Source organism: Pedobacter rhodius (assembly GCF_027213645.1).
GTDB classification, from domain to species: Bacteria; Bacteroidota; Bacteroidia; order Sphingobacteriales; family Sphingobacteriaceae; genus Pedobacter; species Pedobacter rhodius.
On the sequence record NZ_JAPWGL010000003.1, the window covers coordinates 309,825 to 322,865 of the forward strand.

At 37.9% G+C, this 13,041-nt stretch carries 10 protein-coding genes; 3 read left to right on the forward strand and 7 right to left on the reverse strand.

Translation table 11 applies throughout. The features are described from left to right. Window positions 1-388: 388 nt before the first annotated feature. A complete protein-coding gene (locus O0931_RS11425) occupies window positions 389-568 on the forward strand; it encodes a hypothetical protein (protein WP_269415713.1) in 180 nt (59 codons plus the stop codon). A 128-nt stretch (window positions 569-696) separates the two neighbouring features. Here the strand turns inward: O0931_RS11425 and O0931_RS11430 are convergent, their stop codons facing one another. Continuing rightward, window positions 697-882 (reverse strand): hypothetical protein, encoded by a 186-nt coding sequence (locus O0931_RS11430; protein WP_269415714.1) that lies wholly within the window; start codon window positions 880-882, stop codon window positions 697-699. A 163-nt stretch (window positions 883-1,045) separates the two neighbouring features. Further along, window positions 1,046-3,088: a M13 family metallopeptidase gene (locus O0931_RS11435; protein ID WP_269415715.1), complete on the reverse strand. Its 2,043-nt coding sequence runs from the start codon at window positions 3,086-3,088 to the stop codon at window positions 1,046-1,048. A gap of 90 nt (window positions 3,089-3,178) precedes the next feature. Here O0931_RS11435 and O0931_RS11440 point away from each other — a divergent pair, with 90 nt between their 5' ends. Then, window positions 3,179-4,123 carry an SPFH domain-containing protein gene (locus O0931_RS11440; protein WP_269415716.1) on the forward strand — a complete coding sequence of 315 codons (945 nt, stop codon included), beginning with the start codon at window positions 3,179-3,181 and terminating at the stop codon, window positions 4,121-4,123. Window positions 4,124-4,211: 88 nt separating this feature from the next. Here O0931_RS11440 and O0931_RS11445 read toward each other — a convergent pair whose 3' ends face one another. From O0931_RS11445 to O0931_RS11460, 4 genes are all read right to left on the reverse strand, one after another. Beyond that, window positions 4,212-6,377, reverse strand: coding sequence for a carboxy terminal-processing peptidase (locus O0931_RS11445; protein ID WP_269415717.1), 2,166 nt, complete (start codon window positions 6,375-6,377; stop codon window positions 4,212-4,214). Between the two features lie 366 nt (window positions 6,378-6,743). Then, window positions 6,744-7,424 (reverse strand): hypothetical protein, encoded by a 681-nt coding sequence (locus O0931_RS11450; protein WP_269415718.1) that lies wholly within the window; start codon window positions 7,422-7,424, stop codon window positions 6,744-6,746. A gap of 29 nt (window positions 7,425-7,453) precedes the next feature. Beyond that, a complete protein-coding gene (locus O0931_RS11455) occupies window positions 7,454-8,296 on the reverse strand; it encodes an isoaspartyl peptidase/L-asparaginase (RefSeq protein ID WP_269415719.1) in 843 nt (280 codons plus the stop codon). A gap of 85 nt (window positions 8,297-8,381) precedes the next feature. After that, a complete protein-coding gene (locus O0931_RS11460) occupies window positions 8,382-9,257 on the reverse strand; it encodes a cyanophycinase (protein ID WP_269415720.1) in 876 nt (291 codons plus the stop codon). Between the two features lie 288 nt (window positions 9,258-9,545). Between O0931_RS11460 and cphA the strand changes: the two genes are divergently transcribed. Further along, window positions 9,546-12,161, forward strand: a complete 2,616-nt coding sequence (cphA, locus tag O0931_RS11465; RefSeq protein WP_269415721.1) for a cyanophycin synthetase — start codon at window positions 9,546-9,548, stop codon at window positions 12,159-12,161. A gap of 169 nt (window positions 12,162-12,330) precedes the next feature. Here cphA and O0931_RS11470 read toward each other — a convergent pair whose 3' ends face one another. Further along, window positions 12,331-12,786, reverse strand: a complete 456-nt coding sequence (locus O0931_RS11470) for a ferritin-like domain-containing protein (protein WP_269415722.1) — start codon at window positions 12,784-12,786, stop codon at window positions 12,331-12,333. Between the last annotated feature and the right edge of the window lie 255 nt (window positions 12,787-13,041).

Here is a 13,041-nt window from a genome sequence, read left to right on the forward strand (position 1 = left end):
TTCATAAGTATTTATCGTTTTAATAGGTATTCATGAGGGCTACGCCGTTTTTGTATTTAAGCTTGTGCTTTGGCTTGGATAGTGCATCCCAAAAATTTGTTAGGCCGATTTAAAGCAGAACGGAGAAACAGTGCTAAGGCCTTATAAATTGCAAACATGCATTATTTATAAAATATTGATTTAAAGAAAGTTAATAAATAACGTCAATGGTAGCGGAGTGGAACGAAGCCGAGAAATCTGTTTAAATAGATCTCTCCATTTCGCTGCGCTTCATCCGATAGCTATCGGATCGAGATGACGACTTTTTTGAATCTTTTAATGATAGAACGTCGAAACTCATTTAATTAATTACTACTTAACTAAGCGGTTAAAATCGCTAATTTTAAACATGAAAAAAGGATTAATTCTTCACTACATCGTTGGCCTGGCCGCAGCAATTCTGGTTTTAGCCGCAGCTTTTTACATTAATAAAAATCCAAAAAACTTATTATCTGCAGGTATTATTATTTTGGCAGGTTCATTGGTTGCTTATAGCCAGTTTCTAATAATTAAGGGCAAGAAGAAATAATTATGCTAATTGTACTTCTATTACAGAGAACTACCGATTTTAAAGATGGTGCTTACCTTGGTTTCGCGATTGGTGCAGCAGTTTTGCTATATCTTTTTCGGGAAAATATTTGAAGAGGAGATAATAGCCTACACCTCATCCTTAGTATTTTTTACCAAACCAATTCCCGAAACGAAGAATATTAATCCGATTATACCATAAACTAATAATCCTCTGGTTTGCTGGCTGTGTTGTACAAATCCATAACCTGCATAAATTAATCCAATTATTCCTAAAATAGTCAGGACTGTGCCAAAAGTGCGTTTTACATTCATAGTTTTAAAATTATCAGAGTAAAGACAATAATTATCGGTTTTTGTTTTAAAGTTTAAGGTTTTGAAAATGAAAACCGCAGATTCGCAGATTTTTAATCTGTAAACCTGCGGCTTAAAAATAGATCTTAGTATGCCTTTTTGGTAAAATTATTTGGTAATCCGGCTACCAAACACCTAACCTGTTTGCAGGTGCAACGTACATTTTGGCTGTTGCCGGAATGTTAAAAGCTCTATAAAATGCTTCCATATTGTAAACCGGTCCATTTACGCGGAACATTTCCGGACTATGCGGGTCAGTTTTTAAGCGAACACGCATACTCTCGTCCCTGTTTTTCATTCTCCAAACCTGTGCAAAACCTAAAAAGAAACGCTGGTCTGGTGTAAAGCCATCGATTTTATCGTTGCTTTTACCTTGTTTGGTTAGCTTAAAAGCATCATAGGCAATATTTAACCCGCCAATATCTGCCAGGTTTTCACCTAAAGTTAATGCACCATTTACATGCTGATTATCCAGCAAAGAGAAATTGTTGTAAAATGCCACAACTTTATCCGCTTTAGCCTTAAACTTGGCGGCGTCATCTTTTGTCCACCATTCTTTTAAATTACCTGCCGCATCATATTGGCGGCCCTGGTCATCAAAGCCGTGCGTCATTTCATGACCAATAACAGCACCGATTGCACCGTAATTTATTGCATCATCGGCATTAAATGCAAAAAACGGAAACTGCAAAATTCCGGCTGGAAATACGATTTCATTAAATGAAGGGTTATAATAAGCATTTACAGTTGGCGGCGTCATACCCCATTCTGTTTTGTCAACGGGTTTACCCAGCTTATCCATCATTTCTTTATAATCATGCTTTTTAGCCGATTGAAGATTTGCGTAATAGGTATTTTTTGAAATCTCTACATCATCATATTTTTTCCATTTATCGGGATAACCTATTTTTTTTACAAAAGCATTTAACTTCTCCAGCGCTTTTTTCTTGGTCTCCGTAGTCATCCAATCAACTTTTTTTATCCTGTCTTCATAAACTTTTTGAAGGTTATTTACCAACTCAAGCATCCGTTTTTTTGCTTCAGGCTTGAAATATTGTTCGGCATAAAGCTGTCCTAAAAGTTCGCCAAGATTTCTATCGGTATTGCTTACCATTGTTTTCCATCGTTCTGTTTGCGATGGCTGTCCGTACAATGTTTTGCCAAAGAAATCGAATTTGGCTGTCCTAAAATCCTTTGTAAGTGCATTTGCTGCAGCATTTAGGGCATCGAATTTTAATTTTTCCTTCCAGATATTAATTGGCTGACTTTTGATCAAGCCAGATAACGCCTTATAATATTTCGGCTGGCGAACAATAACACTATCGGTGTTTGCACCTAATTTGCTCAAAACAGATTTAAAATCAATGTTTGGCATTTGCTTCTGAAAGTCGGCAACAGCGAATTTGTTATAGTTTTTTTGCGGGTCGCGAAGTTCTACCGGAGTTGAATGAGCAGTTGCAATTGCCGTTTCCAATTTCAAAATATCATCAGCATATTTAGCCGCATTTACTGAATCGCCGGATAAACTGAATATCTTCGTGATATACTTTACATACTCCGTTCTGATTTTTTTTGCCTTATCATCCTGATCCAGGTAATAGCTGCGTTCAGGCAGGTTTATTCCCGATTGTGAAAAAACTAAAGCATTTTTAGAGCTGATTTTGTCATCAGGTTCGATACCGAAACCCAGCAAATCGCCTTCGCCATTTTTAAATCCATCTGCAACGAAACTGATCAAATCCTTATCATTCTTTATGGCGTCAATTTTCGATAACAGTGGTTTTATCGGCGCTGTTCCAAGTTTCTCTATGGTTAATGAATCCATGCCGCTTGCATAAAAATCGCCAACTTTTTGTTCGGCAGTACCTTCGGGCGAACTACTTTTTGCAGCGTGTTCCAATATGCTCTTTAAATTTTTAAGGTTATCATTATAAAGTGTATAAAATGAACCCCAGCCAGTTTCTGTTTTCGGAATCTGAGCATTTTTCATCCATTTTCCATTTGCATAAAGAAAAAAGTTATCACCGGGTTTTACGGTAGTATCCATTCCGGCCGTGTCGAAAAATACAGTTCTCTGATCGGCTTCTGTTGCCTGATGGCTTTTATCGTTCCGACAAGCTGCGAAGAGTAATAAAGCTGCAGCAGGCAGAAATAAATTGTTTTTCATTTTTATGTATTTAAGTTCGTAAAGAATAAAGCTACAAAAACCATGATGTAGTTTGTATGAATTTTTTTATAACTTCATAAAAAATCTAATATGATGCAATACATAGTCTACATTCTAATTTTCTTCGGAATTATTATCCTGTTAAGCTCTTTCGTTACGGTAAAACAGGGCACCATTGCTGTAATTACCGTTTTTGGTAAATACCAAAGGCAGCTGAGGCCGGGATTGAATTTCAAAATCCCACTAATTGAACAGATTTACTCCCGTATTTCAATCCAAAATCGTTCTGTTGAATTATCTTTCCAGGCGGTAACACAAGATCAGGCAAATGTTTATTTTAAGGCAATGCTCTTATATTCCGTTGTTAATCAGGATGAAGAAACCATTAAAAATGTAGCCTTCAAATTTGTTGATGCAACGAACCTTATGCAGGCTTTAATCAGAACAATCGAAGGCTCCATTCGTGCATATGTTGCTACACAGAAACAGGCAAACGTTTTGGCACAAAGAAATGAAATTGTGCTTCATGTAAAGGAACAAATAGATCAGGTTTTAGATGGCTGGGGTTACCACTTACAGGATTTACAACTGAACGACATTACCTTTGATGAGGAAATTATGCGTTCGATGAGCAGAGTTGTAGCGTCTAATAACTTAAAGGCTGCAGCAGAAAACGAAGGTCAGGCTTTGCTGATTACCAAAACTAAAGGCGCGGAAGCGGATGGTAATGCCATTAAAATTGCGGCTATGGCCGAACGTGAAGCCGCTCAGTTACGTGGACAAGGTATTGCATTGTTTAGGGAAGAAGTTGCAAAAGGTATGACCAATGCTGCTCATGAAATGCAGCAAGCCAATTTAGATACTTCGGTAATTCTGTTCACCATGTGGACTGAAGCAATTAAACAATTTGCTGAATATGGCGAAGGCAATATTATCTTTCTTGATGGCAGTACAGAAGGCATGAACAAAACAATGAAAGAAATGATGGCCATGCAATTGAACCGGCAGAACCAACCTGGTCAGCAGGCTAAATAAAACTTAAGAAGTCTCTTTAAGATATGATGGTTATAAAAAAACCCGCTAAAGTTTAAACTTTAGCGGGTTTTTCATTGAATTATCGTAATTAATTATTCTTCGGCATTAAACCAAGATTCATCACATAGTTGCCAGATTGTTGCATAAAATCGCCCATTACGTGTAATGATTCGTCTTCAATAAAATCAAATGAATCCTGTTTGGTATTTTTTTCCCCTTTTTTAATTGGAGGTAAGCCTCTTGCAGTTCTTAACTCATTTGCTCTGGCTAAAGTTTTAGCTTCCTGGGCATCGCGCTCTGCTTTTAATTTTTCTTCGTTTAAAGTAACTGAAGTTTCCGCATCGCGTTTTTTAAGTTCTGCGATATCTTGTTTCAAATATTTAAAATCTAAAGAGTTCGCGATACGTTGCTCGCTGTTTTTAATTAAATTAGGTTTAACTGCTGTTAAGTTTGCTACAGCTTTAAAGTTTGAACTCGGAATAACATCCCAAGGCAAAGCTGATGGTTCCGTATCCTCACCAATTTTATCCATTGGATATAATGACGGGAAAACAACGTCAGGTGTAACACCTTTATGCTGCGTACTGCTCCCGGCTACACGGTAGAATTTAGCCATTGTAAGGTTAATTTGACCTAGGTTGATATCGGCAGCTGTTGCTGATGATGGTGCGGTTCCTGTCGTTTTATTTTTAGTGATTAAACCTGCAACTCTTTGAAGCATGCTTGGATTAACCAGTTTGTTCAAATCGATAGAAGATTGTACGGTTCCTTTACCATAGGTTTGGCTACCCATAATGATTCCCCGACCATAATCCTGAATCGCACCGGCAAAAATTTCAGAAGCCGAAGCGCTCAAACGGTCTACCATTACACCGAAAGGACCATCCCAGGCTACACCAGTTGCTTCATCTTCATCAACCTCTATTTTGCCACGTAAATCTTTAACCTGAACAACCGGACCCCTGTCAATAAATAAGCCCGTTAATGAAATGGCCTCAACCAATGAGCCGCCACCATTGCCGCGTAAGTCCATTACGATTGCATCAACTTTATCGAAAGTTTTTAGTGAATCGATAAGTTTTCTAACATCACGGGTTGTGCTTTTATAGTTTTTATCGCCGGCATTTGCAGCTTTAAAATCGGCATAGAAAGCTGGTAGGGTAATGATACCCATTTTATATTCTTTACCATTTTGAGTGATGGTTTTTACTTTTTTCTTAGCTGACGTTTCCTCAAGAACTACTTTATCACGCACCAAAGAAATGATAACCGGTTTCGATGACATTTCTTTTCCGACAGGAATTACTTTCAAGCGAACTTTAGTGCCCTTAGCGCCTTTGATTTTCGATACCGTAGCGTCTAACCTCCAGCCAACTACATCAACAAATTCGCCATCACCTTGCGCAACTGCGATAATTCTATCTCCGGGACTTAATTGTTTGTCTTTAAATGCTGGTCCGCCGGCAATGATTTCTGAGATTTTAACGACCTCATTTTCCAATTGTAAACGTGCACCAATACCTTCAAATGAGCGAGACATATCTTCATTAAAAGCTACGGCATTCACCGGGTTAAAGTAATTTGTATGCGGGTCTATAGATTCTGTAAAAGCATCCATTAAAATCTGAAACACATCCTGGTTATTGGTTTTAGAAGTCTGCGACTGTAAATTCTGGTAACGCTTGGTTAGCGTTTCTACATTTTTAACCTGTGTGGTTCCGGCTAAATTTAAATTAATTAACTCGTATTTAATGCGTTTTTTCCAGGTGTCGTTTAAGGCTGTGACAGATGTGGCCCAAGGCATTTTTTCTCTATCATAAACATAGGTGTCGTTCTGATTGAAATCGTATTTGTTTTTAATCTGCGCTAAAGAATAGCTAAAATATTCGTTCAGGCGTTTAGCATAAACATTGTATATATAGAATGGCCCGCTTAAATCTCCATTTTTGAAATCATCATCAAGGGTGTATCTGTATTTTTCAAATTCCTTTATATCCGATGCCAGAAAATAATTCTTTCCCTGATCCAGCGATTTGATATACTTATCTAAAATGAGCGAAGATATGGAATCATTGATTTCGAGCTTTTTATAATTATAGCTTTCAATCAGGTTCACCACTTCTTTGATAACCAGTTGTTGTTGTTCATCGGGCTTCACATTAGTTATACCTTCTACAACTGGCTGGGTTTTCGGGGCCGCGTGGCAAGCTAGCACTGCGGCGGTAAAAAGCACAAAAAATATTCTCTTCAACATCTCTTTAAATAATTTAAAATCCATTTCTATATTCTATATAGCCAATATGATACCATTTTAGCAAATAAACAAACAAGAGACAGCATTATTACCGTCTCTTGTTAATTCTATCAAATCTAACTAAAAGATTTTTATCTGGCAATTGTGTTAAAATAACGCGTTAAGGCACTTTTTGTTTTAAAATCAGCACATTAGAGCAATATAATTTTAACAAAAATTAACAGATTAATTCAAATTTCTGTCTTGGGCCGACAATTGATTTTAGGGTGTAGAATGACAATATTGCTAATTCTCAATCAATTTTACTTATAAAAGTAAATGATTTTTAGAAAGGATTTAACCTGAATGCTTTTTTTACCGAGGAGATTATTTCTTCGAAGTTGTTTTTCCCGCAATTATTTCGCGAGACTCTTTTATCTGCGCTTTATATTGGTTGCTCTTTATGGATTTAGCCAAAAGCTCTGCACGGTTTAAATCTTTCGAAGCCAAGACAAAATCTTTCTTTTTGATTTTTACCTGTGCTACACCCAATACCGATTCAATGTAAGAATTATTGCTGCCTGTCTGCTTAGCCAGAATACCTTGTTGTGTGTAGAACCACATCGATTGCGTGTATTTATTTTCGGCAAGGTAAACTTTACCTAAAATATTGTAAGTGTTCATCTGCCCAATGCGACTACCCATTTTTGAGTAATTTTTCAGCACAACATTTAAAAGGATTTGTTCTGCATCAGTGAAACGGCCCAACAGGTAATGCATATTGCTCATCTTTAGCAGCGCCTGGCAATATAATCCGAAATTTTTTACCGCATTAAATTCAAAGGCCGCCTTACCAAATAAGGTAAGCGCTTCATTAAAATCGCCTTTTTTCTCTAAATCCTCTGCGTCTTCAAAATAATTGGTTCCTTCTGCGAGGTCGTACCTGGAAACCGCAATATTTATTGCGCTCCCGCCAAAGCCAGGATCCTGATCAGATTTATCAATATTTTGTGCGTAAAGTTGTAAAGAGGCAAAAAGGCTTAAAAAAGCCAACACCATTTTAGTCATGCAACAAAAATAATACTTTAAATCAATTTTCAGCTAAATACCTGTAAATTAACATCGAAAGATGCCCAAACCATATATGGATGTGAATCGCAGTGGTAAATTTCGCCATTGGCAGAAATGCCGACGACACCGGCAAAGCCATCAAATGCTTTAAGTTCGGAAAAAGATTTATCACAGGCCTCCTTTAAAGAAAATCCATCGGTAACTCGGGTTACAATTTTTGCGGCCAATGCACCACTCACAATATCTTCTCCAACACCGGTACAAGAGATGCCGGCAAATTGATTTGCGTAGTTGCCTGCAACAGTTGCTGAATCGCTAACCCTGCAGGGAATTTCGAAACCTTTACCACCGGTTGAAGTTGCGGCAGCTAAGTTCCCCGCTGCATCTAAAGCAACACAGCCAACGGTGCCTTTATTGTTCTGCTGATTTAATTTTGCTTCGTATTCAGATTGGCGCTGTGCAGTTATCGGATTAAAATATTCAAAACCATTATCTCTGGCGAATTTCAGGGCACCATCTCCACTTAAAACCCTATCATCATAAGCTAAAAGATTTTGAGCAATTTCAATTGGATTTTTAACATCCTCAACATTAATTACACCACTGAATTTTTCGGTTTTACCATCCATCAGCGCCGCACTTAATCTCACTTTTCCATCACTTTGAATCTGAGAACCGATACCTGCATTGAATAAATCATTATCTTCCAACAAAGCAACGGTGTAAACTACCGTTTCTAAAGCCGTATGGTTTTTTAAATATTGGTGTCCTAGGGTAACGATATTTGCCAGCGCATCTTGCTTGGCTTTCTTTGTTTCCTGGTTGGTAGATGATTCGCTGAAAAAACCACCGTGTATAATTAATTTCATTTTTTAGTATCGAGATTTTAGTGTCAAGTAGTTAGTATCAAGAAATGGAACGCCTCAAACTGATAACTTTTAACTGGACACTGCATTATCCTATCGGAACAACTTTTGGGTGATGAATAACTAAACTATGATCCGTTAAATTATAAACATCGCCATCGCACATTACATGCACAACCATGTTTTTTATTGAAACCGGCTGACCCATTTCCACGTCGGTAAGGTTTGTATCCGCCATCTGGCGGCCATCAACTAAAATTACCATACCAGAACCGATTGCCTCCATTATATGCCCGTCGGAAATGAAAAGTCCGGTATCTTCACCCAAACCAATGCCTAAAATACCCGGGTTACTGGCGGCGGCATATAATAAACGACCGATTCTTCCTCGTTGTACAAAGTGGGTATCAACGATTACATCGTCAATAAAACCTAAGCCACCGGTAATTTTTACTTCACCTTTTAGTAAAGCATCTTTACTGCTTCCCTGGTAGATCATGTTTTTAGAACTTGCGGCCGCACCGGCTGATGTCCCTGCTATAACTACCGGTTCATTTTTATATTTTTCTAAAAGAATCTGATGGATTTTAGTTCCTCCGAATATAGACGATAAACGCAACTGGTCACCTCCGGTAAAAATAATTACTTCAGCAGCTTTTATACGTTCATAATTTTCTTCGGCATTTGCCTCTTCACGGTTGGTTACATTCAAAACCCCAACATTATGAACATCCAGCTGTGCATAAGCCTTAATATATTCTTCGCCAACTTTTTCAGGCATTAGTGAAGCAGTGGTAATGATTTCAAAGCGTGATTCGGTATTTTTAATAGACTCAGTGGTAATTCTTTTTAAAATTCCGCGTTCAAAAAAATTCATATTATCCGGTAGTCCAAATTGCGTTTCTGCAAAACTGCCAGTGTTTATTGCGCCACCTATGATGATGAGTTTACCTTTCGGAACCATTCTTCGTGTATTATTATTGTATCAAAAAACCCAAATATATCAGGATAAGATAAAAAACACGACTTTTTTTGTCAATAATCTTAACTTTATTAACAAAAGTTGAAATATTTATATCAAAAGTTTAATTGCTGTACCCTGAAAACAAAACAATTCTCGCTTAAAATTGATTTAGGTAAATGCAGTATCTATTTTCAAAATAAATGTATAATTTACAATCATCAATTATTTCTGAAAATTGAATTATAGGTTATCCCAAACCCCTGATAAATAAAAAGGACAAAATATTACATGAAGATATCAAACATACAAGTGCTACGAGGGCCAAATATCTGGTCGATAAACCGCAAAAAATTAATCCAAATGCGCCTCGATTTAGAGGAATTGGAACAAAGGCCAACAAATACAATTGAAGGATTTAGTGAACGGATAGAAAAACTTTTGCCAAGCATGTTCAGCCATCGTTGCTCTAAAGGTGTAGAAGGCGGCTTTTTTACCAGGGTAAAAGAAGGTACCTGGATGGGGCATGTTATTGAGCATATTGCACTGGAAATTCAAACCATTGCAGGTATGGAAACCGGTTTTGGCAGAACACGCCAAACTAAAACCGAAGGCATATATAATGTGGTTTTCAGTTACCTGGAGGAAAAAGTTGGCGTTTATGCCGCAGAAGCTTCGGTAAAAATTGCACAGGCTTTAATTGATAATGTTGAATATGACCTGGATCACGATATCCGCCGGATGAAGGAAATTCGCGAACTGGAAGCCTTAGGTCCGAGCACCGGCTCCATTGTTCAGGAAGCGGTTAGCAGAAGTATTCCATGGATCAGGTTAAATAAAAGTTCCCTGGTGCAATTGGGTTATGGTAAAAACCAGGTTCGTTTCAGGGCAACCATGACCGAAAAAACCAGCAGCATTGCCGTAGATATCGCAAGTAATAAGGAAGAAACAAAGCGTTTATTAACTGAAGCTGCCATTCCTGTCGCATCTGGCGTGACCATTTCAAATCCTGATGATGTGGAAGCATCTGTTAAAAAGGTAGGTTTCCCATTGGTTTTTAAACCTTTAGATGGTAATCACGGTAAGGGTGCGACCATTAATGTGAAAACGCTGGAGGCTGCGAAAGCAGCTTTCGACTATGCTAAAACCTATTCCCGCAGGGTTATTATAGAAAAATTTATTACCGGATATGATTTTCGTGTACTGGTTATTGATCATAAAGTTGTTGCAGCTGCACAACGTGATCCGGCGCATGTAAAGGGCAACGGTATCCATACCATACAGGAATTAATTGACAAGGAAAACGAAGATCCGCGCCGCGGTTATGGACATGAAAATGTGCTGACAGAAATTGCGGTTGATAGGGATACACTGGATTTACTTGCCAAAAAGGAATACACTTTAGAAACCATTCCGGAGAAAGGTGAGGTTGTTTACCTGAAATCTACGGCCAATTTAAGTACCGGCGGAACATCTATTGATGTAACCGATATCGTTCATCCGCAAAATATTTTCATTTGCGAAAGGATTTCCAGGGTAATAGGATTGGATATTTGCGGTATTGATATTATGGCGCAAAACCTAACACAACCCCTAACTGAAAATGGTGGTGTTGTTTTAGAAGTAAATGCTGCACCAGGATTCAGAATGCACCTGGCACCTAGCGAAGGCTTACCCAGAAACGTAGCTGCATCGGTAATTGACATGCTTTATCCGCCGGGAAAATTATCGCAGATTCCGATTATTGCGGTAACAGGTACCAATGGAAAAACAACCACAACCCGGTTAATTGCACATATTATTCGTAGCAATGGTAAACGAGTTGGTTATACCACATCTGATGGCGTTTATGTACACAACACCATGTTGATGAAAGGTGACACCACAGGCCCGGTTAGTGCAGAATTTATATTGAAAGACCCGACAGTCGAATTTGCTGTTTTAGAAACTGCCCGCGGCGGTATTTTAAGAGCGGGTTTAGGCTTTAATCAATGTGATATCGGCGTGGTAACAAATATTCAGGAAGATCACTTGGGTATTTCTGATATTCATAACCTGGATGATTTAACCAGGGTAAAAGCAGTAGTTGTTGGCGCTGTTCGACGTAAAGGCTGGGCCGTTTTAAATGCCGACAATGGTTACTGTGTTAAAATTGCCAGGGATGCCCGTTGTAATGTAGCGTACTTTAGTATGGATGAAAATAATCCGGTTATTAAAGAACATTGCCGGAAAGGTGGTATTGCAGCGATTTATGAAAATGGTTACATTACCATAAAAACCGGTGACTGGAAATTAAGGGTTGATAAGGCTACGCACATTCCTTTAACCTTTGGTGGTTCGGTAAACTTTATGATTCAAAACGTGCTTGCAGCAACACTTGCAGCCTACTTATGGGGTTATAAAACCGATGATATTCGTTTATCGCTTGAAACTTTTATCCCATCGGCCGCACATACGCCTGGTAGAATGAATGTTTTCAGGTTCAAGGATTTTAAAGTACTGGTTGATTTTGCACACAATCCGGATGGCTTTAATGGCGTTAAGGCTTACCTGCAAAGTGTAGAATCAACAGAACATGTGGGCATAATTTCAGGAACCGGCGACAGGCGAGACGAAGATATTATCGAAACGGCCCGTATTGCAGCACAAATGTTTGATAAAATTTACATTTGCCAGGAAAAATACCTGCGTGGGCGAACACAGGATGAATTAATTGATTTATTGGTGAAAGGCATTAAAGAAGTTGATCCCAACAAAGAAATTATCATTAATAATAAGAGTACAGAGTGTTTACAAATTGCAATTGACAATGCTAAAAAAGGTTCTTACTTAACGATTTTAAGTAACACAATTGATAATACGATTCAACGGGTTACAGAACATTTGGATAAGGAATTGGAGGCTTAAGGTCGTCATTGCGAGGAGGCTTTTTCAGCCGAGGAAGCAATCTTACAACGATCGCTACTAGCCTTCGCATTAGGATTGCTTCGTTCCTCGCAATGACGAACGACCGTAATAAAAAAACCTCCTCCGATTAATCAATCGAAGGAGGTTTTCCGTTTTATATTTCACTCACTTATGCCTGAGCGTCGCGTAATCTTTTAATTTCATCATGCGACTGTCTTAAAGATGCTTTCTGATCAGAAATTAATGACCTGATGTTTGAAGGTAAATCCTCTTCTTCTAAAGCCAATTTATAAGCATTCTGAGCAGCATCTTCGCCAAACTCACAATTGTTTAAAACAGTTTGACGGTCGTGACCTGTAAATAAAGCTTTAACGTCCATCCATCCTCGGTAAATTTTACCTGATGTTGTTGTACCGGTTTCTATATCTTCTCCTAAAGCAGAAATTTCTGTAGCTAATGCTAATTTATATTTCTGACTTTCTTCAATCATATTTAAGAATAAAGATTTTAAATCTTCATCGCCATCTTTTAATTCTTTGCGTGCTTTTTCATAACCCTCAATACGGTCATTATTAATTTGAACAAGGTCGTTTAAAACTTCTGTTGTTACTGTTGTCGTTTTCATGTTTTTTATAGATTTATGTACTATTTCAACATGATCTAAACAGAAAAGGTTTGTCATTTTTATAAAAATTCTATTCCTATAAGCTATAGCAGTTAATTGTTTATATTCTTATGGATAAGTATTGCAGGTAATCGAATCTCCCGTTTAAATACCGATCAAGCTTAACGTACATTAATGTGAATACACGACGCCGAAGAAATATGTTTTGCCTCCGCCGGCCGCTTACTTATTAGTGCTTAAAAGCCTCAAAAAATA